Raw genomic sequence first — 23,376 nt, 5'->3', positions numbered from 1 at the left:
TTTTAGGGGTTGTTTTCTTCTTGTGATACTACAGTGATACTATTTTGTAAGTCGTTTAAATGAGAAGCTAATTTTACTTGTTTATTCGGATATAAATGTCCATATGTGTTCCAGGTAGTTTCTACATTTTCATGTCCAAGTCTTTCGGATATTAATAATATATCATATCCTAATTCAATTAACAATGAAGCATGAGAATGTCTTAGGTCATGTACCCTAATTTCTTTTACCCCTGAAAGTTTACAGCAGCGTTCAATCTCTTTTTTTAGGAAACTCTTAGTAAAGTAAAAGATTCTTTCATCTGGTTCAATCTTATATAATGAACTAATATAACTTTGAATATTGTCATATAAAAAATCAGGGATAGGAATTAATCTTATGCTCTTTTCGGTCTTAGGTTTATCAATTATATCTTCTTGCTTCAATCGTGCATAAGATTTATTAATATCTAGTATTTTATCCGGTAGAATATGTTCCGGTGTTAAGGCTAACAATTCTCCTGATCTGATACCAGTCCAAAATAATATCTCAAAAGCAAGTTTAGCTGCAGGTTTATCTTCGAATTCTATAAACTTATTAAATTCATCTAGTGTCCATATCTTCATACTGTCTGCATTTTTCTTCCCCATAGATCCAGCGATATGAACTGGATTTTCTTGTAGCCCATAATGTCTAACAGCATAATTAAATATAGCACTAAGTTGATTATTTATAGTTTTTAAATAGGTTGGAGCATAACCTTCTTTAATCATTTTATTTTGCCACTTTCGTACATGAGTAGATTTAATCTTGTTTATAGGTAAGTTTTCAAAGAATGGCAAAATCTTGGTTTCTATTATATTGCTTTTAGTTTCCATGGTGGTTACTCTTAATCTAGAACTTTTATCTTCTAAATAGTTTTCAACAAGATTACCAAATTCAATATCACTTGTTTTAGCTTCTTTTTGCAAGAAGTTTCTTTCATAGTCCAAAGCATCTTGTCTTTTTTTAAATCCTCGCTTTAACTTTCTTTTTCGCTCACCAGTCCAATCTACATAATAGAATGACGCATACCAGCTTTTGCGCTCTTCATCTTTATACGCTGGCATAATATCACCTCAAATTGCATTATAGAATTATCATTATGCTAACTACTAAAATATTTTTTTATTCAACTATTGTATCGACCTGTACTATATAGCTGTCAGCTTGAGAATAATCTTCCGTAGCCATAGCACTAAAGACTTTAGTATCACCTGCAGTTAAATCATTCATTGTACCAACTGCACTTCCTAATAAGTTTTTATCTTTATCATAGAAACCTATAACTATCGTAAATGAATGATCTTTGTTATCAAGATTTTTAGCTTCTCCTTCGATTGTAGTAAAACCCATATCAGACTTAACTATGGTATTGGAAAATTCTATTATATTGGGTTGATTGTCAGTAGTTGAAACCATTGCATCTACCTGAGCTTTATAACTACTAGCTTGAGAATAATCTTCTGTGGCTATAGCATTAAAGATTCTCATTTCTCCACCATTCAGATTATTTATGGCACCTACAGCACTTCCCAATAACTTATCACCTTCATCATAGAAGCTTATTTTAAAAGTAAAACTATGTGCTTTGCTATCATTATTTATAGCTTCTCCAATAACAGTGGTCATTCCCATATCAGTTTTAAGAACTATGTTTTCGAACTCAATAGAATTACTACTTTTAGGCGAATCAGTTTCCGCAGATTTTCCACTAGTGCCACTTGTGGAACAACCTACCATTGATATTACTAATAAAAATCCTACTAAAATTGCTAATGTTTTTTTCATAAAAATACCCCCTTAAATATAAATAATTTAAATCATATAGGAAATATCCTACTTGAAAAAATATGCTGATTCTTAAAATTTAATATCTTAAGAAATGGCTTATTTTGTTGAAAAATGCCGAACCTAAGTTCTTGGGAAAGGCTTAAAAAATACTTAAATTTTTGCATTTAAGTTCCACTAATCGTACCGGTACATTCTCAGCTAATGCTATTTGTTCAATAGTATATCCTTCATATGTATCAGATAAATTGTCTTCTAATAAAAGTTCTGCTGCAAAAGTATCAGCTTCAATTTCATATTTGCTCTTTATGAGTAATGGATTTTCAATAAAAAAGCTAAGATTCATTTCTGGATGAGTCATAGCATGTCCCAACTCATGGGTGCAAATATATTCTTGAGTTTTTTCATCTAGTCTATTATTTATATGAAGGATTATAATACCTTCTTCTGTCCTTTGATAGAATCCCATGATCTTCTTCCCTAAATCTGAAAAATTAACTTTGATGTCAAGATAGGCACATATATCAAAAGGATTTCTAGTACCATACAGTTCTACTAACCTTTTAACTGTATCTTTAGTCATAGTCCTCACCTCTATACTATTTACCCTTATCTTTGTTTTTCTTTTTCATATCTTCAGCAAGTCTTAATCCCATTTGAATAGCATTGGCCAATATAATTTTATCTTCATCATCTAAAATTTCACCTTTAAGCATAAGTCCAGGCTGTGCTAATAATACTTGCATAGCTTCTTCGATATCATGGACTTCAGGATATTTTTCTTCCAAAGAAGAACAATCATTATTAGCCGGAGGATAAGCAATATCAACGATAGTATTTTCCGCTAACCCTAAAGCCTTTTCAATTGCTTTCAAACTTTCGATTTCAGGCTTTTTAGTTTCACCTCTTTCCATTCTCCATATAGTAGTATTTGATACACCTGAAACCATAGATAATTTTCTTTGGCTATAGCCTCTTTCTTCTCTCTTTTCAGTAATAAACTTTCCATAGTTTGACAATTTAGATCACCTCAATTATATAGTCATAAAGTTATGTAAAAGACTATAATTACTATTATTATACAATAAATGTTGCATACATCAAACAATATTTGATATTTTTTAAAAAAAGTGTTGCATATCCGAAATGGATATGGTATATTCTTACTAAAGGGTGACACATACTTGCAACAAAGGAGGTGAGTAATCCATGAAATTATATATAAATAAAGATAAATTTGTTAAATTACAATCTGATTTAAAATTAACAGAAACTAAAATGGCCAATAAGATAAGCGTGAGCAGGTCCCAATTATGGAGAGCAAAAGCAGGAGATCCAATTGGAGAAAAGTTTTTAGTAGGCTTTATGATAGCCTTTCCCAATCTGAAGGTGGATGAATTTTTTTTACCAACAGTGTTGCAAGATAGTGACACTATAAAAGAAATTATATAGTTTTAATAATAGAAAGATAATTGACTAAAGATACCCTTTAATTATCTCATAAATATAATATCAAAAAAACAATTAGATTTTGGTTGTACAAGAAAGTAGTACCTATATTGGTGCTAAATAACTTTATATATATTCTATGGTAAAAGGAAGGTGAAATAAATGGCTAGAAAAGCAACAAAAGCTGCTGATAGCATATATTATTTAGCACGAATGGATGCCGCAAAGTGCAACGATGCTTTAAATAGTCGAGAGGGTGCATCTGAAGCTATAGGAATAGATAGGACAAGACTAGCAAGAATCGAGCTGGGAAGTCTTGACCCGTATCCAGAGGAAGTATTACTCATGAGTGATACCTATAATGCACCTGAATTATGCAATCAGTATTGTTCTGAACAATGTCCTTTAGGAAAGCATACTACATTACCTATTGAAGTTGCTGAGTTGGACAGGCTTACATTACAAGTATTGTCATCATTTAATAAGGTAAGTGCAATAAAAGAAACTTTACTTGATATAGCAGCAGATGGAGTAATTACAGAAGAGGAAAGACCAGAGCTTGATGAAGTATTAAATGGACTTGATTTAATTTCTTCCAATGCACAATCATTAAAACTTTGGGCAGAGAAGAATTTGAGGTAGGAGGTGATTACATGGAATTTTATGAAGTAGATGATGTAATGGAAATACTGGGAGTCGCAAAATCAACCGCTTATAGCATCATGCGGGCTATGAATAAAGAACTAAAAGAAAAAGGTTATTTCATCATAGCAGGAAAAGTTCCAAAGAAATACTTTGTAGAAAAATTCTATTGCGATATGTCAGGAAATAAGAAACAAAAACAATTGGCTTAGAAAGGAAGGGATTAAAAAATGACAAATATTATTAAAGTGAGATTTAACAAAGATGGGCAACCACAAGGAAGAGAGTACAGCTACTTATCACCAATAGAGGTGGTAGTAGGAGATATAGTAGAGATGGAAACACAAAGGGGCATAGCAAAGGGAACAGTAACTCAAATCAATGTACCAAGAAGTGAAATAGAACAATTCAGGGACAGAGTGAAAAGCATAATAGGAAAAGTAGAATTAAGTGAAATAGACAAGATTTTAGAAGAATCTAAAGGTGAAGATGGCAAATACAGATTAACAAGCTTATTTTACGATAATGGGAAAGTAGAAGTAAGACCAACAAAGGAAGACGATGAGACAGGGCACTATGACAGCTACGACTTATTCATTGACGAATACAAGACAAAAGAAGATGCAATGGAATATATCAAAGACTGTAAAAATGCTTAAAGGAGGCTTAAATTATGAAAATGATAGAAATAGAAAATATGAGTAAGGCACAAATAGAAGCAAATATAAAGTATCTTTTAGAAGAAAAGACACAATTAGAAAATGATATTAAAACTGGGGAGGAAGCTAAAAGAGCTATAGTTTTCACAAAAGAAAAACTTAATAATTTAATGGCTAGATATATAGAAGCCTAATTATAAAGTTATCTAAATAAAAAAGTTAGGGGGATAAAAGGTGAATGATAGCAAGATGTATAGAATGCTTATTGACATGGAACATAAGTCTAAAAAGAAAAGTTTCCAAAGAAGGTTATCTATGTCCCAGATGTACAGGAAGAAAAAGAAGAAAATTCAAAGAACAATCGCAAAATCAATGATTACAATAATTGAAATTGTATTAGCGATGTTTATAGCCTTTATAGTATCTCTATGGGCTATACCTACAGCTTATAACCATAGAGGATATACAGCTATAGGTGGAGAGTGGATATTAATCATCTTAGTATTTGGATTTAGCTTTGTTTTAATATCAGATTGTGTTGAAAACAGGATTGAGAGAGAAAGGAGGAAGATTGCAAGATGCCACTATGTTCAAAGTGTAAAAAAAGAATCAGGTTTATAAAAAGAACTGATGCTAAGGCTTTAGTAGTAAATGATAATCCAGTTTACTTTATACCTGATGAAAATGGTACAGAATATGTACAAACTAATGGAAGTATTAGAAAAGGTATGGTTGCTAGTGATGGGTTAAAAGGTTTCACATTGCACAAATGCTGAGAAAAGTATAACTGGTACGAGAGGAGGGAAGGGAATGGCAGAAGCATATGTGGATGATAATGGACTTGAATATACAAAGTCTAATAGGAGATTAAGATATACTCCAGAGCTGCATTATAGACATGGTCAGAAATGGACCAAGGAGGAATTAATAGAACTATGTGGACTTTGGGGAACCACGAAAAAAAGAGATATTGCTTTAGGCCTAGGAAGGACAGAGAGTGTTTGTTTATCAAAGGTTTATTATCTACGAAAAATAGGATTATTTGAGTATTACAAGAATGAATTTAAAAAATCACTTGCATAGAAATTGAATACATTTAAAAGGAGGAAAAAATGTATAAAGGATACTGTTTTTTCCCAGATGGGACACATACTGAGGCAGTTAATTTGAATAATCCTCAAGATGCAGTAAGATATGCAATGCTACAGAAGGATATTCAGTATGAAGTAAGAATTGTTGATGAAGGAGATTATACTGTTTTACACACAATTAAGGGAGAAATTATTTTTCCTAAAAATATTAAGTTAGATTGATAGGAGGTATCGAAGATGAGTGGAAATAAAGTAAAAGCAATTTATCTTGAACAAGATAAAGAATGTCTAGAAAACAAATATAGAGATATTTTATCTAAAAAAGAGTTAGATTTTTTACTGAATCATCTAGTTGATAGCATAAAAGTAGGAGACTTGTATGATTTTTATGTAGTAAATGAAAATGCAGAAATGATTGATAATGTAAATCTTCATGTATCTGGGATAGAGCCAATCCTAGAGAATAATAATATTGATTTCTTTGATTATGTTATTTGTGGCACTGATGAATATGATAACAGAATAGAAGTAAACTTATCACAAACTAAATTTTGGACAAGCTAGGAGGTCTACTAATGACTGATTTAAGATTACTAGTTGAGAATGAATTAGGTTACAGCATAAGTGATACTCAAATGGATAAATCTGAAAAATATGCAAGACGTAAACTGTCTTGGATTATAAGCAGGGAAGGTGATAATAAAGGAAAAAGATTAGAACCGAAGTATTTAGCCAAGTTAATTGCAGAAACATTTTTCACTGATAGTTTAACACAAATGAATACAAAAAAGATTGTGCCGCCCACCAAGCAAACACAATCAATCAATAATCTGTATTCATATTGTAGCATGTTTAATTAATTAAATCAACAATATGGAGGTAGTGAAACATGAATAATATGAATTCTATAGAAGAAATTAAAAATAAATATAATAATAACAATGTAAATCTACTCATGCCAGTGAGTAACGAAGCTCAAATTAATCCTTTCTATAAATTTACAGTAATGGAAGTCAAAGCAGATATATCTACTAATTCAGGAGATATTTTTAAAGTTGGGAGTGTGAAAACTGGTTATGATCCACAAACAAGAAAAGATATCTATTCTGATGTATATTCCCCAGCGAAACCTTTATTAATGAAATTAGCAGCAGCTGCAGGTATACAATTTGATCCAGTTAATACCTATGGAGAATACCTTAGTAAAAATTGCTATAAGGCTAAAGCATATGGAGCTATGAGAATGCCTGATGGAACAGGTAAAACTCATGTAGATGAAAAAGTTATAAATCTTGATGATGAAGAAGATAGATTTAGATTAGAATTTATGGACAAGTCTTTACAAGGAATCACAGAGAAAAAAGCTGCAGAGGAAGCTGCAAAATTATTTAAAGGGGAGTGGATTTCCTCTAAAGATAAATGGAGTAATGCATGTAAAGCTTATAAGATAGCTGATGAAGATAGACAAAAATATATTGATAGAGCAGTATTGGTAAACATGACATTGCTTCGCAAGACATTTGCAGAAAAAGCAATGACAGGAGCAATTTTAAGGGTGATAAGGGCTCTTATTGGTATGAAGGGAACTTACACCATGGAAGAGTTAAAGAAACCATTTGTGATACCTAGAGTAACCTTTAGTCCTGATTATAGTAATCCAGAAGTGAGAAGGGCAATGCTAGAACAGGGAATGTCCTCTATGACTAATATGTTTGGAACTTCAAAAACATTATTAACAGAGAATATGCCACATGATGACTCAGTTATATTAGAGAATAGTTTTGATGTAGAGGATTTCACTGAAAATGAAGCATTTAATTCGGATATTCATTTTGATGAAGAAGAATATAAAAACCCTTTTGATGAACCAGTTGAGCATATAGATGATGAAGATAATTCTGATCCGAATATATGTAGCAGTTGTGGTGTTGGGATAAGTGATAGAGTATCTAATTTTGCTATGAGTAAATATGGAATTCCTCTATGTATGAAATGCCAAGGGGGTGCGAATTAATGAAAGCCTTAAAGATAAGCACTAACCTTGAAATTGAAGCAGTGGAATTAAGTGAGCCACTATACAAGTCAATAAGAAATGAACTTGGAGGGTACCTTGAGGTAGTAAGACCTATGAAGCTAGTTAGACCATTTTGCATGATAGTTGATGAAGAAGGATTACTAAAAAATTTACCTTTAAATCCATTGGGATGTTGGCTCTATGGTACTGAAGAACATTTACAACCTATAGTAGGGGACATAATCATAATGGCAGAGATGGATTCTATAGATGGAATTATATTTAAGGGATTAACAGATACTCAGATTGAAAGTCTAACAAATGATTTAACTGAATTTATACAAACTTATAAAGAGATTGAATTGTATCATATGGAGGTGTCGAAATGAAGATATTGCATTCATCAGATTGGCATATAGGAAATTTCCAAGGTCCTGAAAAAAATGGAGTTAATTTAAGAAGTAGAGATATTTATAATTGTTTAGAATTTATGCTTGAAAAAGCTAAAGAGGAACAACCTGATTTAATAGTAATAACTGGTGATTTGTTCCATACAGCTAAGGTATGGGCTGATAGAGGACTAAACGAAACTTATAATGCTATCAATATTATTAATCAATTATCAGCTATTTCACCTGTTGTAATACTTCGTGGCACACCAAATCATGATGGTGATGAACAATTTAATATGATGAAAGAAGTATTTAGATATAAGAATTCCATAATAATATTTGATAAACCAGCAGTAAGAATAATCCAAACAAAGAGTGGTAGCATAAATGTTGCTGCCCTCCCCGGGTTTGAAAGAGGGACCTTTAGAGCTAAATTCCCTGGACTATCTAAAGAGGAAGAGAATCAAGTATTTACAACTGAATTAGCAAATATAGTTCTAGGATTAAGATCTATGTGTTATGAAGGTAATCCTTCAATATTAATGGCTCATTATACAGTACCAGGAGCAAATATAGAAAGTGGTCAAATACAATTCTTTTCACAATTTGAACCTGTGCTAACTCCAGAAGTATTGGATGCAGCTAACTTTGACCTAGTAACATTGGGACATATACACAGACCTCAAAAATTAATGAGTTGTCAAAATACCTACTATGCAGGTGCTATAAATGCACTTAATTTCAATGATGAAGGTCAGCAAAGAGGTTTCTGGATACATGAATTAGGCAGTGAAAGTAAATTTATAGAAACACCTTATAGAGAATTCACAACCTATAGATTCACGAATAGAGATATTACAGCCATAAACATGGATGGCTTGGACCATGTTGCTATAAAGTGGTGGGGGCATGATGGAGTTAAAGACAAGATAGTACGAATTCTTTATTCTTGCACTGATGAAAATAATAAGGCCTTTAATAAAGCCTTACTTGAAAAAAGATTATATGAAGATGGAGCATTTTGGGTTCAAGAAATTACACCAGAGAAGATTACTATAACAGCTAATAGAAATGAACTATCGGAAAGAAGTGCTCCTGAAGATAATCTTAGAGATTATCTGCTTGAAAAAGCAATTCCTGATGAAAGAATAGCGGAGATAATTGAAGCAGCAAGACCTATTATAGCTGAAGCCATTGCAAAAGGATTAAATTCTTCTTTAACGGGATTATTCATTCCAGTTGAAGTTGAGGTAAAAAACTATAGAAACTATGTTGAAGAAACTTTCAACTTTGAAGATATTACTTTTTGCACAATTAACGGAAAAAATGGAGTAGGAAAAAGCTCTCTATTCATGGACGCAATACTAGATTGCCTATATGAAGAACCCAGAGAAGGAGATCTCACAGGTTGGATAAGTAATAATGAAAAAGCTCGTTCAGGAAGTATTAAATTTACTTTTAAGATTGGAGATAAGATATTTAGAGTTACTAGAACTAGAACTAAGAGCGGAAAGGCTACATTGAATATATCTGAACTTATAGAAGGTGAATGGATTGACCGTTCAAAAGAAAGGTTAAACGATACTCAGGCTGAGATTATAAATATTATAGGTATGGATAGCTTAACTCTAAGAAGTTGTGCGCTTATAATGCAGGATCAGTACGGAATATTTTTACAAGCAGATAAAGAAAAGAGAATGAATATCCTTGGAAACATATTAGGACTTGGAATATATGAAGATATGGAAACTATCTCTAAGGAGAATGCAACTGAAATAAATAGAGAAATTAGGCAACATCAATATTTAATGGATCAACTTTATACTTCTATGCCAGATGAAATGGAAGTTAATAAAAATATTGAATCTATTCAGGAAGAAATCACTGTGTTTAATAAAGATATAAAAGAAAAAACAGAGATAGCTGACAATATAAAACTAAGACTTAACTCGAAAATTGAGGCTGCTAATAGGGCTTTGAAGATTAAAGAAGGACTTACTATGCTAAATAATAAAAAGAAGACTATAGAAGAAAATAGACATACACAGATAGATATTATAACTAACTCTAATGTAATCCTAGAGCAAGAAGAAATAATACTAGCTAATGTGTCTAGACACAATCAATTGCTAGAAGAAGAAAAGATATTAATTAAAGAAAAAGCCCTTTATGATACTAAATTATCTGAAGCTAATAAACAAATTCTAGATATAGAAAGCATTGACTTAGAGAGAATAAATCTTATTCGTGAGAAAACAAATCTGAAATCTAAGAAGGAACCTTATGAAGCAAAGTTATTATTAGAATCAGATCTTAAAGAAAAATATCAGCAATATATCCAAGAAAAGGGTATTCTTACTACTTTGGAAGAAAAAACAGCACAGTATATATCCCTATCAAATGAGTATTCTCAGATAGAGAAAGAGAAGGTTCAAATTCAATCAGAATATGACAAAGAGTATTCTAGAAGAATAGTGGAATATAATGTTCTCAAAGAAAAGGCAGCATTATTAGAAAACTCTGGGTGCATTGATAAAGAAAATGCTAAATGTAAGTTCCTAGCGGATGCACAAACAGCTAAAACAAGACTTATAACTTATAAGGAAGAATGTAGTAAATGGAAGGATGGAATTAAGAAAGATATAGAGAATGTCCAGGATAAACTTAATTTAATCAGAGACAAAATTAATACTCTTGGTTATGATTCAGAGGCGATAAAGGACAAGCGGATTTCAGTGGCAGAGCTTGAAAAATCATCAAAAGAGTATGAAGCATTAGAAGGGTATAAGGAGCAGTTAACATTAATTAATGACCGAATAAAAGCAATAGATATTAAGCTAAATGAGTTAACAGACAAGATAAATATATTGAAAACAAATAATTCTGAGATTAAAGAACAACTACTAAGACTTAATGAAGCAGCTGTTAAATATGACCAACTGATATTGCAAATTAAAGATTTAGAAGTGTGGCTTGAGAGAGAAAAACTTCTACCAGTTGCAAGAGAAAAGAAAGCAATAGCCGAAGCTCGTATTACAGAGTTAGATAATGAACTTGTAGACATAGCATCTGAAATGATGAATAAAGAACAAGACTTAGAAATTGAAAATAGAACTGCTTCTGGTAGTGAGGAATTAAAAACAGAGTTAGATTTAGTTGAAAATATTATATCAGGTAAACAGTTAGCAGTACAAAAACTATCTATGGAAATTGGAGCTTATAAAAAGCAGCTAGAAGATATTGAGAATTCCAAAGATGAAATATCAAGATTACAAAAAACAATAAATGACTTGTCCGAAAAGGTGACGATATTAGAAGAATTAAAGAAAGCATTTAATCAGGACGGAATACCTCACAATATAATAAGGGCCATACTTCCAATGATTGAAGCTACTGCAAATAACATACTTGGGCAAATGAGCGGCGGAAAAATGAGTATGGAGTTTGTAACTGAAAAGGTTCTTAAAAGCAATAATAAAAAAGAAGTAGTTACTCTAGATATCATAATAAATGAAACAGGTATAGGTAAACTCCCCTATCTTTCAAAATCAGGCGGCGAGAGGGTAAAATCAGCCTTATCTGCAATCCTAGCACTAGCTGAAATTAAGAGTAGTAGAGCGGGAATACAACTAGGAATGTTATTTATAGATGAACCTCCTTTCCTTGACGGAGCGGGAATACAAGCTTACTGTGATGCTCTAGAGACAATCCAGAGCAGATATAAGGATTTAAAAATCATGGCAATAACACATGATCCAACTATGAAGGCTCGTTTTCCACAAAGTATAGATATTATTAAGACGGAAGAAGGTAGCAGGGTAATACTTGGATAATTGTAAAGGGTGGAATAATATCGCCACCCCCGCCAATTCCATAGTGAAGGGGGGAGAAGATGGCAAATCCGCAATTGAAAGATGGCTTTACTAGAATAGCTAATGAGCTGATGGAAGCCATATATCGTACAAAATTTAATGGCACTCAATTTAGGATAGTAATGGCTGTAATTAGAAATACCTATGGATATAACAAGATAGAACATGAAATGTCGGACAATTTTATTGCTAATGCTACAGGTATTAATGCTCGTCAAATTAAAAAAGAACTTAAGAAACTAATTGAAGATAAAGTTCTTATAGTAACTGATGAAGGTTCATATACAGAACCTAGAAAGATAAAGCTTAATAAATATTATAACGAGTGGACTATAGATTCAGTAGTGGCTAAAAAGACACCACCTATTCAATTAGATACTGGTGGCGAATTATACACTAGTGACGAGTTAGACACTAGTGTTGAAATAGACACCACTACTAGTGACAAATTAGACACCACCCCTAGTGGCGAATTAGACACCACCTCAGATGATGAAAAAAGTCCATTAATTCCCCTAGATGATAGTAATACCAATGGATTGAGTGAGGGTAGTGGCAAATTAGACACTAGTGGCAAATTAGACACCAAAAAAAGACATTATAAAGACATATGTAAAGACATAACTACTACTACTATAGAGGGTGGTGGTGAAATAGACACTAGTGACGAAATAGACACCACCTCAGATGATGAATTAAGAAATTTAACAGAAAAAGTCTTAGATTATTATAGTACTCTAATTGGTAAACCAGTATATACAGGTCAGGATATAGCAACATTTAGGTTTTTAAGTGAAATAGGAGCAAAAGGTATAGATTTGGAAATCATAAAAGAAGCTATGGGCAGGTCTAAAGGTAATTGGAAACCCAAGTATCCAGGTCAAAAATTAAGAACTTTTAACTATTTTATGCCTGCAATTGAAGAAGCAGTCGCTCTAAAGAAGGAGGAGCTTAATAATGCAAGAACAGAAGATAGAGAGTCTAGAAGAAATGATAGAAAGGGCGAAACTCAGCATAATAAACCAAAACAATACGGAACATTCTATTGAACATTCTTATGATGAGTTATTAATAAATCATAGAAAAAGCTATAATCAACAGATTGGTAATTTAAAAGGATACGATTGTAAACTATGCAAAAATAGAGGAGATATTTGCGTAATTGAAAATGGAGACTTAATCTTTAAAGATTGTAAATGTATGTCTATAAGACGTAGCTTAAACAGAATAGATAAAAGTGGATTGAGGGATCTGCTAGAAGAAAGCAAATTTGAAAATTATATAGTATCAGAAAGATGGCAACACCATATCAAAGAAAAAGCTATGAATTATATAAATGATAATAATAAAAAATGGTTTTTCATAGGTGGACAGGTTGGATGCGGTAAAACTCATTTATGTACTGCCATAGTTGGAGAGTTATTAAAAAAAGGGAAATCAGCCATATATATGCCTTGGAAAGATGATATTGTTCCACTAAAAGCAATGGTAACGGATGATGAAAAGTATATTAAAACGATTTCTCCACTAAAACTAATAGATGTTTTATATATTGATGATTTATTTAAAACAGAAAAAGGAAAGCCACCTACTACTGCTGATATAAATGTTGCATTTGAGATATTGAACTACCGCTATAATAATCCAAAATTAATAACTCTTATATCAAGTGAGAGATTAATGGATGATATTATCGATATTGACGAGGCCTTAGGAAGTCGTATTTATCAGAGGACTAAAGAATATTGCCTAAATGTAGGTTATGATAGGGCAAAAAATTATAGGTTAAAAGATGCATAGATCGGATGATTATAAAAGCCTTATTGATTTAATTAATAAAACTTCCTATAGGCACAGTACATGGCAAGTATTTTCAGATTTTGTAGAAATGTCAGCTATAGCTATTAGTAATTCTGTTGATTGGATTCATAGAGAGGATAGAGAAAAAAGGTATCTCGAGATTATAAATAGTTATGAGAAAAGAGAGCAGGAGTTATTTCCTGAAATGTTTGCACACCTTATTAATGCACTGGAGTTTGAAGTGATCACCGATGGACCAACGGATATTTTAGGACAAGTCTTCCATGAGCTAGAGCTCCACAACAAATGGAAGGGACAATTCTTTACTCCAATGAATATATGTGAAGCAATGGGAATGATGGTAGTTGGAGATAAGGAGCAATTAATCCAAGAGAAAGGATTTATAACAGTTAATGAGCCATGTGCAGGTAGCGGAGCAATGGTATTAGGACTTGCAAAGGCTATGAAGGCTAATAAAATGAATTACTGTTCGCAAATGGTAGTCACTGCAACTGATATAGACTTGAAATGTGTTCATATGGCATATCTACAATTAGCATTGTGTGGAATACCAGCTGTAATAATACATGGAAATACACTAACAGTTAAGGAATGGTCTAGATGGTATACACCAGTTTATATGTTGGATGGATGGATATGGCGTCAGCATTGCGGAATGACCACTGTAAGAACTACTGATGATGAACGGACAAAGAAATCTATGGATTCCAATTATAGCACAAATAGAGAGTTATCTGGATATGAGAAAAATGCTACTAATATTGAGAAGGCTAAAACTGAGCTAGTACAATTTGTTATTGAAGGTATTGAAGCAGTAGCAGAAAGTCAAGATTTGACAAAAATAAAAAAAGTTAAAAATACCAAGAAAGATTCTAATATAGAGCAAATATCAATATTTGATATAAATTTTTGATGGAGGGATATTCATGTCTGAAACTATAAATAGAGCAAAAGAAAAATTAACTCAAGAATTGAAGGATTTTAAAGGTGGAAAAAAAGAGTCGGCTGTATCTTCATATGTTGAAAAAACTTTGAAAGAGTTTTGTAAAGAAGAAGCTTTTGCCAGTGCAGTTTTAAATAGTAAAAAAACTCTTACTGATTGTTGCAATGAGATAATGAATAAATGCGGAAACTATATATCAGATTTTGAAGTTTACAAGAAAGCAGCACAGTTTTATTTTCCAAATGCCAAGGTAGATTTCACTATGTCAATTAAAGTAGATAAAGATTCAGTTGTAGTTTCTAATCAAATGCCTAAGGAATTAAAACACGATTCTCCTAAGACTAAATCTAATAAAAATAAAAAGTATGAAACATTAGCTGATACAATTCAAATCTCTTTATTTGAGAATTAGGAGGACAAGACATATGAATAAAAAATTACTCGAGCAAATAAAAGAACATTCGAAACCAAGTGAAATACTCCCTGTAAAATATATCATAAAATCGTCAATTGAGTTTATAAAAGATAAAAAAGTCTTATTTCTATCTTTCTTCAGCCAAGATGAAGAAGAAAACAGAGAAAAAGCTATGTACAAGGTTTTTATGTGGGATAGAAAATATATTACACAAAAATTACAAGAAGATGGCAGCTACAAGTGGAGTAATGCTTGCATGGAGAATTTAATAAGGTACTATAGCTGGCAATCAAAGCCCGTTGCGGCTTGTTCTACATCTAGAGAAAAAGAAAATATTGAAGAATTCCTACAGATTAATTGCTCCAATGTAGGTGATGAACTAAGAGCGATCAGAAGATTTCAAAATGAAATTATGCAGGAGAAGCTTAATGCTAAACATGAAAAGATTAAGAAAAAGATAGATGAAGTCATGGATAAGGTTCCACCACTACCAAAGGATTTTGATAAATGGGTATACAATGGTCCATTTGACTATAGCAGATATATATATTATAAACGTGAAGGAAAAAATATCGATACTTTTTGTACAGAATGTAAGAATGAATTTATGATACCTGAGACTGAACTTACTAAGAAAAAAATTAGACATAACAATAATGGTACATGCCCTAAATGTAATAAAAATATTGTTTATAAAGCAGTTGGGAAATCAACAAGAGTAAATGACTGGGCTGAATTTGCCATAATGCAAAATTATGAGGATGGATTTATTATCAGATATTTCTCAGGAGCAAAGGAGTACAAGAAACATTACAGAAATCCTACATTAGAATATTCAGAGTATATTAGAGAGATATATACCTTCAATGGGAAATCACTAAACGTAAAGAAATACGAATATGGTTGGTTCTTTCAAACTGGAGGTTGTAGATGGTGTGAAGATAGTAGTAAATACAAAACCCCTAAAACATATCTCTATACTAGAAATTTGAAAAGAATTCTTGAGGGAACCAGATGGCAATATAGTTGTATGTATGATTTTGCCAAAGCAGTAAATCAGCTATACGTAGGGAAGTTTTTAGAAGAATATTTAAAACATCCACAAATTGAATATCTAATCAAATTTAAGCTATATAGATTTGTAGATGAAAAGCTAAGCACATTTTATACACCAATTTGGAATGGAATAAATTTTGAAGGTAGAAACATAAAAGAAGTATTTGATATAGAGAAGGAATTATTTTTACAAATGCAAAGGTTAGATCTAGATTCAGATGGTTTAAGACTTATAAAAAAAGCAGTCTTAATGTTAAATAAAGTTAATGCATTAACTGACAGTCAAGTGAAATGGATAGTATCAAATGTTCAAACTAATCACTTTTGCGAAATGCTTAAATACTCAACTCCACATAAAATTATTAAATATGTGCAAGAACAATCAAGTAAGAAATATGAACCTAATGATGTATTAGCTGATTGGTGTGATTATATAAGACAATGCAAAGATTTTAAATTTGATATAGAGAATACATTTGTACTGTATCCTAAAAATTTGAAAGAAAGACATGACGAATACATGATAATGAACAAATCAAAAGGACTTAGCAAATATGATAAAAAAGTGAAAAAAGCTTTTGAAGTGCTAAATAAGTGCTATTCATATTCTGATAAGAAGTTTACTATTAGACCTGCAAATGGTGTAAATGAAATTGTTGGTGAAGGGCATAAACTAAGACATTGTGTTGGTCAAACTCATTATATAGATGGAATGGCTAAGGGTGATAGAGCAATTATGGTAGTAAGAAAAGTAAGTGATCCAGACACTCCATTTTTCACTTTGGAACTAAACCTCAACCAAATATCTGTATCTCAATGCAGGGGATATAAGAATTGTGGGATGACGGAAGAAGTAAAGAAATTTATTGATAAATGGAAAAAAACAAAATTAACAGAAGAAATGCAAAAGGTAGTCTAGGAGGTTGCCAATCATGGAAGTTACTATTCAGGAGATTTTAGAACTATATTTTCAAGGATATTATTTTAATGACATTTTAGAAGTAATAACTAGTAGCAAAGAGAATACAGTCTTATGTCAGGCAAGGGAGGTTTAACTATGCGGAGTGAGAAACTTAATGCAAGTGGATGTAAGGACCTAACAGCATATGCAGCAATAAATAATGTTACTAAAGAGCAGAAAAACAAGGACAAGCATGTGAGTGAATTAATTAAGGTAGTCAAATTTATTATAGATAATGCTGGATATAAGCTAAGTAATAGGATTGTAATCATAGATAAGGAGACGGGAAGAGAATATAAATAGGGGGAAGTAATATGAAAATGAAAGGTAACAAGATAAAGATTTGGAATGATGTAAAAAACAGGGAAGAAACGGTAACAGGTGTATTACTTGATGACAAGGGAAATGTAGTTCAGATTGCTACTAAGGAAAATGAAATAGAAGCGGGGAAGCTAATGTTTTATCCTAGAAAATACACTCAAAAATTAAAGTTTATGGAGTAAATGATTATTTATCTGAAGGTAGGGTGATGTGTAAGTGAACAGAGAAGAAGTATTAAAGATAGCAAAGCCAATTCTATTCAATACAGAAATGGTAAAAGCAATATTGGAAGGTAGAAAGACAGCTACTAGGAGAGTTATACCTGAAAAAATGGTTGATGAATATTACGACTATGATGATTTCTGTATTTCAGTAGGAACAGGTGATATTTCGACTACAAGAGAATATGAAGAAGAATTTTTCAGCAAAAGAGCAAAATGGCAAGTCGGTGACATTCTCTATGTTAGAGAAACTTGGACACAACTATGTAGAGTTGATGAAAATGGATACACACATTTTGATGATGTAATGACATATTACTATGCAGACGGAGAACCTGACATAAATTTATATGACGCAGATGGATTTTTACTAGACGACCAGACGATTAAGTGGAAACCTTCAATTCATATGCCAAAGGAAGCAGCAAGGATATTACTGAAAGTAACAGATGTAAGAGTTGAGAGGTTGCAGGATATGTGCGTTGCTGATTGTGTTCGAGAAGGTGTAGAAGTAGGAAATGCTTGGACGGTAAATGCAAAGCCTAATTTTATAAAACTGTGGGATTCCACAATAAAGAAACAAGACATAGAAATATATGGATGGAAAGCTAACCCTTGGGTGTGGGTTATAGAATTCGAAAGAATTGAGGTGGAGCAATGAGTGGAAATCCTTTTAAAATACATGAAAAAGTAGATGGAGATTACGAAGTCGAAGAAATAACAACTAATTTTATAGGAATTTATCCCGACTTTTTGAGATGGAGGGAAACAGAAGAGGGGCTAGGGGTGTTGACGCTTGATGAAATATTGGAGCAAACCATAAGGAAAAAGTATCATATCTACAAGGATTACAAAGAAAAGGGATGCATTCCATGTATAAGAGTAATCTATGAAACTGGAATGTGGGGAGTAATATTTGAAGTTGGAAATTATCCATCATTAGGTAAGCAATGGATAGTTCATGGAGTAACTAAGGGATATGCATAAGTAGGAGGGATAATGATGAACAAGTCAAAAATTGACTGGACTGATTATACATTTAATGCAATAACTGGCTGTAGACATGACTGTCCTTATTGTTATGCAAGGACTATGTCCAGAAGGTTTTCAGGAGATATTAGACTTAATAAAGCATCAGATCAATATCAATATGACAAAGAAAGAGATTTATATATACTAGATAAACCTTTTATATCTAGAGAAGGGAGAGCTTTAAACTATCCATTTGGATTTGAACCAACATTACACCAATATCGCTTAGACATGCCCCAAAAATTAAAGATGGCAAGCAATGTATTTGTTGGATCAATGGCGGATGTATTTGGAGATTGGGTTCCAGATGCATGGATTGAAATGATATTTAAAGCTTGTGATGAAGCACCACAACACAATTATCTATTTCTAACAAAGAACCCTAAGAGATACAAAGAAATTCAATATAAAATTCCATTACCAGCCTCGGATAATTACTGGTATGGGACAACTGTAAATAATAGTGCTGATTTCATACCACCCTGCAGGGCGGAGCAGCTAGCAGAATTAAAAGGGCATAAGAAGTTTTTAAGCATAGAACCAATACTAGGTGAAATACACGGAATAGCTCTTAGAAATTTAAGATGCTTTCAATGGATAATAGTTGGTGCCGAAACGGGCAATAGAAAAGATAAAGTTATTCCTAATAAAGAATGGATTTTAGCCATAAAGAAACAATGTAGAGATGCAGGAATACCCCTATTCATGAAAGAAAGTTTAAAAGAATTAGTGGGGCAAGATTTTATACAAGAATTTCCTGAAGGCTTAAAACCATCAAATGAAATACCAAAAAACATAGCACTTCATAATAAACTTATTTCTAATTGTGGAATATGCAAAGAGGAAAATTTAAAAAGCAACATGATCGCATTACTTGTAAGGGGAAAGAGAGGAACTAGTGCAAAACAATTAACTCATATATGCAAGTGTTGCTTAGAAGATTGGTGCAACTCTTTAGGGATAACTATTCCTGAATTAGAAGTTGAGGAATGGAACTAGGGATTAAATTAATAAAACAATATAAAAAGTACAAAGGGGATGAAAGGTATGCAAGAATTAAAATTTGAAGTTTCTATACCAGCAGAACAGGTTGAAAATTTATTACGGAGAGCTATTATTCACGAGCTAGAATTAAATACTAAAGAAATAAAGGTGAAATTGATAGATGGATTTATACCTTCTTGTGGATTAGAAGGACCACTGAAATTAAATCCTGTAAATAGCACTGAGGAATATATATGGGAGGAAAAAGAAAAACAGAAGACTATCGCAGATGTTTTTAAAGAATCTATGACACAAATAAGCAAAACACTTATAGAACCACGAAAAGAACATTGGACAAAAAAGCTTGAAAGCAGTCTTTTAACTAAATTAATAGCATTCAAATGTGATTGTGGTCATATAACATGGAGGCTATGCAGGGATGGAGACTTTAGTTGTGAATGTAACAATTGTAAAAAAATTCATAAATGGGATGTCTTAGAATTATACAGATTAGAATATTCGTGTAAATGCGGATACAAGAAGTATCTATATATGCCATTAAGTCATAAGATTGGAGAATTAAAATGTGGAGGATGTAAAGCTCCAATAGATATTACTTTTAACAGTAAAGCAAAAAGATTTGAGCAAATAAAATAATCAAAGGAAAGGTGAAATGTATGGTACCAACTCATTTTATATGCAATATATGCAATAATGAATCTAAAGTAGAAGTAAAAAAAAGAATGAATTATACTTGTAATCAATGCAAACAGCACTATGAGTTGGTGCCTACCAAATATGGAGTTGCACTAGTGTTAGTAGGTAAAAGAAAACAGCTCAATAATGAAGAAGGGAAAGATTGTGATGAATGACATATCTCAGTATTTTAGATGGAATCCGCTCGATGCGGCAATAGCAAAAGAAATTTTAAAATATGAAGGTACTCCTGAAGCTATAGGATATTTTTCTAGAGTATGTAACAGATTATCGGATTATTCCTATTGGTTTCTACTCTCGACACTCTGGGTAAGCTACACAGGATATTCAGATTTAGGACTATGGAAACAATTATTTTCATCAAATAGAAATAGAAGAAAAAAATCAATTATGAAACCTTCAGAGGTAAAAGCCTATGATTATTTACCGTACTTTGTAACTGCATATAGAGCACATAGACCAAATGAGATTGATTGCATAGCTTACACAATTAATAAAGATACTGCTTTTAGGTTTGCGAAGGAAAGAAAAGTAGATACTATAAGCGAATATAAAATAAAAAAAACGGATATAGTAGCACTATTTTTAAGACGTGGAGAAGATGAAATTATAGTACTTGATAAAGGAAAAATAACTTTCATAAAAAAACATTCAATTTAGGAGGAGAATTATGGCACTAGATTACAATAATAAAATAGAAAAAGACCCAAATAGACAAATTCAAGGAGCTAGGTCTAAAGCAGTTGGTAACTTATTTGAACAAATAATTGATATATCTTGCATTCATTATAAAAGAAAAAAAGTAGCATTGATAGAAAAAACACCTGAACCAATGAAGCCTATAAGGAGTCTCGGTAAAGGTAGATTTGTAGCTTGCTTTGAGAAACAGGCTCAACCAGATTATAAAGGTACTTTAAATAATGGACAGGCTATAATCTTTGAAGCAAAGCATACAGATAAAGAACAAATAGAACAGAGCAGATTAACGGACGAACAAATGGAGCTTCTAGGACTATATTCAGAAATGGGAGCTATATGTTTTATCCTAGTATCCATTGGAATGGAAAAGTTTTATCGTATTCCTTGGGAAGTATGGCGGGATATGAAAGTCATTTATAACAGGAAGCATATGAAATTACATGAGTTAGAAGACTATAAAGTAACTGTACAAAATGGCTTGATTATGTTACTGGAGGGGATAGCAGGATGAAGATAATAAAGGTAATTGATGAATATACAGGAGAGTTAGAGGAAGAAATTGCCTGTTCAGGAGGATATCATGTCATATATACAAATTATGAGGATGCTGGATACTTAAAACATATACGAAAGTTAGATAATGGAAAATTTGGAGATAAACATTGGATTAAGAGTTATATATATAGACCTATAGCTAAAAAACTAATTGATAAATTTCCAGAGCTAAAACATATAAAGGCTAATAAGATTTTCTTCATAGAGGATATGGAGTGGGAGAAACCCAAAAATAATAATAAGCCACAGTGGCAGGCAAAAATTAGTATGGCTAGTAAGCAATTTTCAGCTATGACAGGATATGAATATATTTTAGAGACAAGGAATTATTATATTGAAAGAATGCAAAAAGAACAGATAATAGCTCTAATCTATCATGAGCTTAGGCATATAGATAAATTTGGAGATCTTCAACCTCATGATATTGAGGATTGGAGCAATATGGTAGCTACATTAGGGAAAGATTGGTCCACTACACAAGGAAGTATAAAAAATCTAATAGAAGATGAAATTATTTGGCAGGATCTAGAACCCATAGCCAAACAATTAGATATATTCAACCTAAGGGCCGTTAAATAGGGAGTGAAGGAAGATGTATGTTTCTAAATTGATACCTATAATGAAGAAGTATGAAAAGTGCCCTCAATGTGGTAGTACTACTGTTGGAAATGGTGAAGGTGGAATTACAGTGGATGATACAACCTACAAAAGAACTTGTAAATGCGGATTTTAAATTACAGTGGATGAGAATGGGAATAAAATATAGAGGAGCAAGGAAATGGATAAGCATGATGTTATAAGATTTATGAGAAGATTTCCAGACAAAATAATAAATGAGAATCAAACTAAAGGAAATAGATTAGTTTCGAAAGAATGGAAATGCTCCAGATGTGGAAAAGAGTATAGGTTTAACGAAGAAGTTGGAATTCCTGCACCATGTAAGGAATGTGGAGATATTTTCTTTGAAATAATAAGAAGCCCAAGAAAGGAGAACAAGATGCTAACTGAATACTTTGAAGGCACAGAGGATGAAATACAAAAAGCAATGGAGCTAATCAGACAATATAAAGGTTCAGATAAAAATATTTTCAATTTATTAAAATTAGAATTTCGAAAAGGAATGGGATGGGTTAATGGAATGCTGTTTGAACTTGAAGCACGCAAAGTTATTAGCCCGCCTGATGATAAAGGATGCAGAAAGGTAAAATAAAGGAGAATGACAATGTATAAATATTGGCTTATATACACTGACAAAGGAGAATTTAGAGGATTTAAAGCTATAGGGTTTAATGATATAGAAAGTATCAAGTGGTTTAAAGAAACATTTGAATCAATCTATAATTTTGTTGAAACTATAGAAAAATACCCTGTAGCATTAGAAAAAACTTTACAACAAGAATATGAGGAGTTTGTTGAAATACTAAAGAATGAAGGAGACGAAGATATACCATCATTTGAACAATATAAAAAAGATATAGAGAATCACATATAATGTTATTTATGTTCAATAGAGAGGAGAGAGTAGTATGAACAACAATTTGGAAGAAATCAAAAAAGCTAAAAATATCTTAGAGAAAGAAGGGTTTAAAGTCATAAAGTTGTCTGAATCAATGAAAAGAGATATGAAGCAATGTAATGAAATGAACTCTATAGGAAAAGACAAGGATTGCTTAGGTTGTCATTGCGGGATATGTATAATGCAAGAGGGATATTAAGGAGGATT

General features: G+C 32.0%; 38 protein-coding genes. 34 read left to right on the top strand and 4 right to left on the bottom strand.

Going from position 1 to position 23,376, the window contains the following annotated elements; genetic code table 11:
• Positions 1-2 precede the first annotated feature (2 nt).
• From RDK80_RS01185 to RDK80_RS01170, 4 genes are all read right to left on the bottom strand, one after another.
• A complete protein-coding gene (locus RDK80_RS01185) occupies positions 3-1,088 on the bottom strand; it encodes a site-specific integrase (protein WP_308523257.1) in 1,086 nt (361 codons plus the stop codon).
• Between the two features lie 58 nt (positions 1,089-1,146).
• Positions 1,147-1,809 carry an FxLYD domain-containing protein gene (locus tag RDK80_RS01180; protein WP_308523256.1) on the bottom strand — a complete coding sequence of 221 codons (663 nt, stop codon included), beginning with the start codon at positions 1,807-1,809 and terminating at the stop codon, positions 1,147-1,149.
• A gap of 142 nt (positions 1,810-1,951) precedes the next feature.
• Positions 1,952-2,392: an ImmA/IrrE family metallo-endopeptidase gene (locus RDK80_RS01175; protein ID WP_308523255.1), complete on the bottom strand. Its 441-nt coding sequence runs from the start codon at positions 2,390-2,392 to the stop codon at positions 1,952-1,954.
• A gap of 16 nt (positions 2,393-2,408) precedes the next feature.
• Positions 2,409-2,828, bottom strand: coding sequence for a helix-turn-helix transcriptional regulator (locus RDK80_RS01170; RefSeq protein WP_308523254.1), 420 nt, complete (start codon positions 2,826-2,828; stop codon positions 2,409-2,411).
• Between the two features lie 190 nt (positions 2,829-3,018).
• Here RDK80_RS01170 and RDK80_RS01165 point away from each other — a divergent pair, with 190 nt between their 5' ends.
• From RDK80_RS01165 to RDK80_RS01000, 34 genes are all read left to right on the top strand, one after another.
• Positions 3,019-3,261: a hypothetical protein gene (locus tag RDK80_RS01165; protein ID WP_308523253.1), complete on the top strand. Its 243-nt coding sequence runs from the start codon at positions 3,019-3,021 to the stop codon at positions 3,259-3,261.
• Positions 3,262-3,420: 159 nt separating this feature from the next.
• Entirely contained in the window at positions 3,421-3,900 is a 480-nt protein-coding gene (locus tag RDK80_RS01160; protein ID WP_308523252.1) for a hypothetical protein, read from the top strand.
• A gap of 11 nt (positions 3,901-3,911) precedes the next feature.
• Complete coding sequence (locus tag RDK80_RS01155; RefSeq protein ID WP_308523251.1) at positions 3,912-4,112, top strand: ICEBs1 excisionase; 201 nt, start codon at positions 3,912-3,914, stop codon at positions 4,110-4,112.
• A gap of 18 nt (positions 4,113-4,130) precedes the next feature.
• A complete protein-coding gene (locus RDK80_RS01150; protein WP_308523250.1) occupies positions 4,131-4,559 on the top strand; it encodes a hypothetical protein in 429 nt (142 codons plus the stop codon).
• 14 nt (positions 4,560-4,573) lie between these two features.
• Positions 4,574-4,753, top strand: a complete 180-nt coding sequence (locus RDK80_RS01145; protein WP_308523249.1) for a hypothetical protein — start codon at positions 4,574-4,576, stop codon at positions 4,751-4,753.
• A 40-nt stretch (positions 4,754-4,793) separates the two neighbouring features.
• A complete protein-coding gene (locus RDK80_RS01140; protein ID WP_308523248.1) occupies positions 4,794-5,180 on the top strand; it encodes a hypothetical protein in 387 nt (128 codons plus the stop codon).
• Complete coding sequence (locus RDK80_RS01135; RefSeq protein WP_308523247.1) at positions 5,138-5,335, top strand: hypothetical protein; 198 nt, start codon at positions 5,138-5,140, stop codon at positions 5,333-5,335. Before RDK80_RS01140 ends, RDK80_RS01135 begins: the two co-directional genes overlap by 43 nt.
• Before the next feature lie 34 nt (positions 5,336-5,369).
• Positions 5,370-5,642: a hypothetical protein gene (locus RDK80_RS01130; RefSeq protein WP_308523246.1), complete on the top strand. Its 273-nt coding sequence runs from the start codon at positions 5,370-5,372 to the stop codon at positions 5,640-5,642.
• Positions 5,643-5,671: 29 nt separating this feature from the next.
• On the top strand, positions 5,672-5,872 hold the full coding sequence (locus RDK80_RS01125; RefSeq protein ID WP_308523245.1) for a hypothetical protein: 201 nt from the start codon (positions 5,672-5,674) through the stop codon (positions 5,870-5,872).
• A 15-nt stretch (positions 5,873-5,887) separates the two neighbouring features.
• Complete coding sequence (locus tag RDK80_RS01120) at positions 5,888-6,214, top strand: hypothetical protein (RefSeq protein WP_308523244.1); 327 nt, start codon at positions 5,888-5,890, stop codon at positions 6,212-6,214.
• Positions 6,215-6,225: 11 nt separating this feature from the next.
• On the top strand, positions 6,226-6,510 hold the full coding sequence (locus RDK80_RS01115; RefSeq protein WP_308523243.1) for a hypothetical protein: 285 nt from the start codon (positions 6,226-6,228) through the stop codon (positions 6,508-6,510).
• Positions 6,511-6,539: 29 nt separating this feature from the next.
• Complete coding sequence (locus RDK80_RS01110; RefSeq protein WP_308523242.1) at positions 6,540-7,664, top strand: hypothetical protein; 1,125 nt, start codon at positions 6,540-6,542, stop codon at positions 7,662-7,664.
• Positions 7,664-8,053, top strand: a complete 390-nt coding sequence (locus RDK80_RS01105; protein ID WP_308523241.1) for a DUF3846 domain-containing protein — start codon at positions 7,664-7,666, stop codon at positions 8,051-8,053. The genes RDK80_RS01110 and RDK80_RS01105 overlap by 1 nt, the downstream gene beginning before the upstream one ends.
• Positions 8,050-11,889 carry an exonuclease subunit SbcD gene (gene sbcD / locus RDK80_RS01100; protein WP_308523240.1) on the top strand — a complete coding sequence of 1,280 codons (3,840 nt, stop codon included), beginning with the start codon at positions 8,050-8,052 and terminating at the stop codon, positions 11,887-11,889. Before RDK80_RS01105 ends, sbcD begins: the two co-directional genes overlap by 4 nt.
• Positions 11,890-11,948: 59 nt before the next feature.
• Positions 11,949-12,977, top strand: coding sequence for a replication protein (locus RDK80_RS01095; protein WP_308523239.1), 1,029 nt, complete (start codon positions 11,949-11,951; stop codon positions 12,975-12,977).
• Positions 12,886-13,728 (top strand): ATP-binding protein, encoded by an 843-nt coding sequence (locus RDK80_RS01090; protein WP_308523238.1) that lies wholly within the window; start codon positions 12,886-12,888, stop codon positions 13,726-13,728. The genes RDK80_RS01095 and RDK80_RS01090 overlap by 92 nt, the downstream gene beginning before the upstream one ends.
• A complete protein-coding gene (locus RDK80_RS01085) occupies positions 13,721-14,662 on the top strand; it encodes an N-6 DNA methylase (RefSeq protein WP_308523237.1) in 942 nt (313 codons plus the stop codon). Before RDK80_RS01090 ends, RDK80_RS01085 begins: the two co-directional genes overlap by 8 nt.
• A gap of 13 nt (positions 14,663-14,675) precedes the next feature.
• Positions 14,676-15,104: a Cas9 inhibitor AcrIIA9 family protein gene (locus RDK80_RS01080; protein ID WP_308523236.1), complete on the top strand. Its 429-nt coding sequence runs from the start codon at positions 14,676-14,678 to the stop codon at positions 15,102-15,104.
• A 13-nt stretch (positions 15,105-15,117) separates the two neighbouring features.
• A complete protein-coding gene (locus tag RDK80_RS01075; RefSeq protein ID WP_308523235.1) occupies positions 15,118-17,082 on the top strand; it encodes a PcfJ domain-containing protein in 1,965 nt (654 codons plus the stop codon).
• Positions 17,083-17,095: 13 nt separating this feature from the next.
• On the top strand, positions 17,096-17,218 hold the full coding sequence (locus tag RDK80_RS01070) for a hypothetical protein (protein WP_308523234.1): 123 nt from the start codon (positions 17,096-17,098) through the stop codon (positions 17,216-17,218).
• 2 nt (positions 17,219-17,220) lie between these two features.
• On the top strand, positions 17,221-17,427 hold the full coding sequence (locus tag RDK80_RS01065; RefSeq protein WP_308523233.1) for a hypothetical protein: 207 nt from the start codon (positions 17,221-17,223) through the stop codon (positions 17,425-17,427).
• 11 nt (positions 17,428-17,438) lie between these two features.
• Positions 17,439-17,627, top strand: coding sequence for a hypothetical protein (locus RDK80_RS01060; RefSeq protein WP_308523232.1), 189 nt, complete (start codon positions 17,439-17,441; stop codon positions 17,625-17,627).
• A 34-nt stretch (positions 17,628-17,661) separates the two neighbouring features.
• On the top strand, positions 17,662-18,327 hold the full coding sequence (locus RDK80_RS01055; protein ID WP_308523231.1) for a hypothetical protein: 666 nt from the start codon (positions 17,662-17,664) through the stop codon (positions 18,325-18,327).
• Positions 18,324-18,653 (top strand): hypothetical protein, encoded by a 330-nt coding sequence (locus RDK80_RS01050; RefSeq protein WP_308523230.1) that lies wholly within the window; start codon positions 18,324-18,326, stop codon positions 18,651-18,653. The genes RDK80_RS01055 and RDK80_RS01050 overlap by 4 nt, the downstream gene beginning before the upstream one ends.
• A gap of 15 nt (positions 18,654-18,668) precedes the next feature.
• Positions 18,669-19,697 (top strand): DUF5131 family protein, encoded by a 1,029-nt coding sequence (locus tag RDK80_RS01045; RefSeq protein WP_308523229.1) that lies wholly within the window; start codon positions 18,669-18,671, stop codon positions 19,695-19,697.
• A 48-nt stretch (positions 19,698-19,745) separates the two neighbouring features.
• Entirely contained in the window at positions 19,746-20,339 is a 594-nt protein-coding gene (locus tag RDK80_RS01040; RefSeq protein ID WP_308523228.1) for a hypothetical protein, read from the top strand.
• 20 nt (positions 20,340-20,359) lie between these two features.
• The gene (locus RDK80_RS01035; protein WP_308523227.1) at positions 20,360-20,554 is read left to right on the top strand and encodes a hypothetical protein; all 195 of its coding nucleotides are present in this window, start codon (positions 20,360-20,362) and stop codon (positions 20,552-20,554) included.
• A complete protein-coding gene (locus tag RDK80_RS01030; protein WP_308523226.1) occupies positions 20,544-21,059 on the top strand; it encodes a hypothetical protein in 516 nt (171 codons plus the stop codon). Before RDK80_RS01035 ends, RDK80_RS01030 begins: the two co-directional genes overlap by 11 nt.
• 10 nt (positions 21,060-21,069) lie before the next feature.
• The gene (locus RDK80_RS01025; RefSeq protein ID WP_308523225.1) at positions 21,070-21,609 is read left to right on the top strand and encodes a Holliday junction resolvase RecU; all 540 of its coding nucleotides are present in this window, start codon (positions 21,070-21,072) and stop codon (positions 21,607-21,609) included.
• Positions 21,606-22,232 carry a putative metallopeptidase gene (locus tag RDK80_RS01020; RefSeq protein ID WP_308523224.1) on the top strand — a complete coding sequence of 209 codons (627 nt, stop codon included), beginning with the start codon at positions 21,606-21,608 and terminating at the stop codon, positions 22,230-22,232. The genes RDK80_RS01025 and RDK80_RS01020 overlap by 4 nt, the downstream gene beginning before the upstream one ends.
• 13 nt (positions 22,233-22,245) lie before the next feature.
• Positions 22,246-22,386: a DUF3797 domain-containing protein gene (locus RDK80_RS01015; protein ID WP_308523223.1), complete on the top strand. Its 141-nt coding sequence runs from the start codon at positions 22,246-22,248 to the stop codon at positions 22,384-22,386.
• Positions 22,387-22,431: 45 nt separating this feature from the next.
• Positions 22,432-22,863, top strand: a complete 432-nt coding sequence (locus tag RDK80_RS01010; RefSeq protein WP_308523222.1) for a hypothetical protein — start codon at positions 22,432-22,434, stop codon at positions 22,861-22,863.
• 12 nt (positions 22,864-22,875) lie between these two features.
• A complete protein-coding gene (locus tag RDK80_RS01005; RefSeq protein ID WP_308523221.1) occupies positions 22,876-23,145 on the top strand; it encodes a hypothetical protein in 270 nt (89 codons plus the stop codon).
• 34 nt (positions 23,146-23,179) lie between these two features.
• The gene (locus RDK80_RS01000) at positions 23,180-23,368 is read left to right on the top strand and encodes a hypothetical protein (RefSeq protein WP_308523220.1); all 189 of its coding nucleotides are present in this window, start codon (positions 23,180-23,182) and stop codon (positions 23,366-23,368) included.
• Positions 23,369-23,376: the final 8 nt, after the last annotated feature.

The sequence above is a fragment of the uncultured Tissierella sp. genome (assembly GCF_902479755.1).
Lineage (GTDB): Bacteria > Bacillota > Clostridia > Tissierellales > Tissierellaceae > Tissierella > Tissierella carlieri.
The sequence above is the reverse complement of the archived record's forward strand: the minus strand, read 5'-3'. Positions and strand labels throughout refer to the sequence as shown.

What these genes read in the sequence shown, in the direction of transcription:
- RDK80_RS01010 (WP_308523222.1), top strand. Translation starts at nt 22,432, where the DNA reads ATGGATAAGCATGATGTTATAAGATTTATGAGAAGATTTCCAGACAAA.
- RDK80_RS01090 (WP_308523238.1), top strand. Translation starts at nt 12,886, where the DNA reads ATGCAAGAACAGAAGATAGAGAGTCTAGAAGAAATGATAGAAAGGGCG.
- RDK80_RS01045 (WP_308523229.1), top strand. Translation starts at nt 18,669, where the DNA reads ATGAACAAGTCAAAAATTGACTGGACTGATTATACATTTAATGCAATA.
- RDK80_RS01185 (WP_308523257.1), bottom strand. Translation starts at nt 1,088, where the DNA reads ATGCCAGCGTATAAAGATGAAGAGCGCAAAAGCTGGTATGCGTCATTC.
- RDK80_RS01160 (WP_308523252.1), top strand. Translation starts at nt 3,421, where the DNA reads ATGGCTAGAAAAGCAACAAAAGCTGCTGATAGCATATATTATTTAGCA.
- RDK80_RS01020 (WP_308523224.1), top strand. Translation starts at nt 21,606, where the DNA reads ATGAAGATAATAAAGGTAATTGATGAATATACAGGAGAGTTAGAGGAA.
- RDK80_RS01120 (WP_308523244.1), top strand. Translation starts at nt 5,888, where the DNA reads ATGAGTGGAAATAAAGTAAAAGCAATTTATCTTGAACAAGATAAAGAA.
- RDK80_RS01155 (WP_308523251.1), top strand. Translation starts at nt 3,912, where the DNA reads ATGGAATTTTATGAAGTAGATGATGTAATGGAAATACTGGGAGTCGCA.
- RDK80_RS01015 (WP_308523223.1), top strand. Translation starts at nt 22,246, where the DNA reads ATGTATGTTTCTAAATTGATACCTATAATGAAGAAGTATGAAAAGTGC.
- RDK80_RS01000 (WP_308523220.1), top strand. Translation starts at nt 23,180, where the DNA reads ATGAACAACAATTTGGAAGAAATCAAAAAAGCTAAAAATATCTTAGAG.
- RDK80_RS01040 (WP_308523228.1), top strand. Translation starts at nt 19,746, where the DNA reads ATGCAAGAATTAAAATTTGAAGTTTCTATACCAGCAGAACAGGTTGAA.
- RDK80_RS01050 (WP_308523230.1), top strand. Translation starts at nt 18,324, where the DNA reads ATGAGTGGAAATCCTTTTAAAATACATGAAAAAGTAGATGGAGATTAC.
- RDK80_RS01025 (WP_308523225.1), top strand. Translation starts at nt 21,070, where the DNA reads ATGGCACTAGATTACAATAATAAAATAGAAAAAGACCCAAATAGACAA.
- RDK80_RS01180 (WP_308523256.1), bottom strand. Translation starts at nt 1,809, where the DNA reads ATGAAAAAAACATTAGCAATTTTAGTAGGATTTTTATTAGTAATATCA.
- RDK80_RS01095 (WP_308523239.1), top strand. Translation starts at nt 11,949, where the DNA reads ATGGCAAATCCGCAATTGAAAGATGGCTTTACTAGAATAGCTAATGAG.
- RDK80_RS01125 (WP_308523245.1), top strand. Translation starts at nt 5,672, where the DNA reads ATGTATAAAGGATACTGTTTTTTCCCAGATGGGACACATACTGAGGCA.
- RDK80_RS01175 (WP_308523255.1), bottom strand. Translation starts at nt 2,392, where the DNA reads ATGACTAAAGATACAGTTAAAAGGTTAGTAGAACTGTATGGTACTAGA.
- RDK80_RS01070 (WP_308523234.1), top strand. Translation starts at nt 17,096, where the DNA reads ATGGAAGTTACTATTCAGGAGATTTTAGAACTATATTTTCAAGGATAT.
- RDK80_RS01115 (WP_308523243.1), top strand. Translation starts at nt 6,226, where the DNA reads ATGACTGATTTAAGATTACTAGTTGAGAATGAATTAGGTTACAGCATA.
- RDK80_RS01165 (WP_308523253.1), top strand. Translation starts at nt 3,019, where the DNA reads ATGAAATTATATATAAATAAAGATAAATTTGTTAAATTACAATCTGAT.
- RDK80_RS01150 (WP_308523250.1), top strand. Translation starts at nt 4,131, where the DNA reads ATGACAAATATTATTAAAGTGAGATTTAACAAAGATGGGCAACCACAA.
- RDK80_RS01065 (WP_308523233.1), top strand. Translation starts at nt 17,221, where the DNA reads ATGCGGAGTGAGAAACTTAATGCAAGTGGATGTAAGGACCTAACAGCA.
- RDK80_RS01130 (WP_308523246.1), top strand. Translation starts at nt 5,370, where the DNA reads ATGGCAGAAGCATATGTGGATGATAATGGACTTGAATATACAAAGTCT.
- sbcD (WP_308523240.1), top strand. Translation starts at nt 8,050, where the DNA reads ATGAAGATATTGCATTCATCAGATTGGCATATAGGAAATTTCCAAGGT.
- RDK80_RS01035 (WP_308523227.1), top strand. Translation starts at nt 20,360, where the DNA reads ATGGTACCAACTCATTTTATATGCAATATATGCAATAATGAATCTAAA.
- RDK80_RS01085 (WP_308523237.1), top strand. Translation starts at nt 13,721, where the DNA reads ATGCATAGATCGGATGATTATAAAAGCCTTATTGATTTAATTAATAAA.
- RDK80_RS01145 (WP_308523249.1), top strand. Translation starts at nt 4,574, where the DNA reads ATGAAAATGATAGAAATAGAAAATATGAGTAAGGCACAAATAGAAGCA.
- RDK80_RS01110 (WP_308523242.1), top strand. Translation starts at nt 6,540, where the DNA reads ATGAATAATATGAATTCTATAGAAGAAATTAAAAATAAATATAATAAT.
- RDK80_RS01075 (WP_308523235.1), top strand. Translation starts at nt 15,118, where the DNA reads ATGAATAAAAAATTACTCGAGCAAATAAAAGAACATTCGAAACCAAGT.
- RDK80_RS01005 (WP_308523221.1), top strand. Translation starts at nt 22,876, where the DNA reads ATGTATAAATATTGGCTTATATACACTGACAAAGGAGAATTTAGAGGA.
- RDK80_RS01135 (WP_308523247.1), top strand. Translation starts at nt 5,138, where the DNA reads ATGCCACTATGTTCAAAGTGTAAAAAAAGAATCAGGTTTATAAAAAGA.
- RDK80_RS01080 (WP_308523236.1), top strand. Translation starts at nt 14,676, where the DNA reads ATGTCTGAAACTATAAATAGAGCAAAAGAAAAATTAACTCAAGAATTG.
- RDK80_RS01060 (WP_308523232.1), top strand. Translation starts at nt 17,439, where the DNA reads ATGAAAATGAAAGGTAACAAGATAAAGATTTGGAATGATGTAAAAAAC.
- RDK80_RS01105 (WP_308523241.1), top strand. Translation starts at nt 7,664, where the DNA reads ATGAAAGCCTTAAAGATAAGCACTAACCTTGAAATTGAAGCAGTGGAA.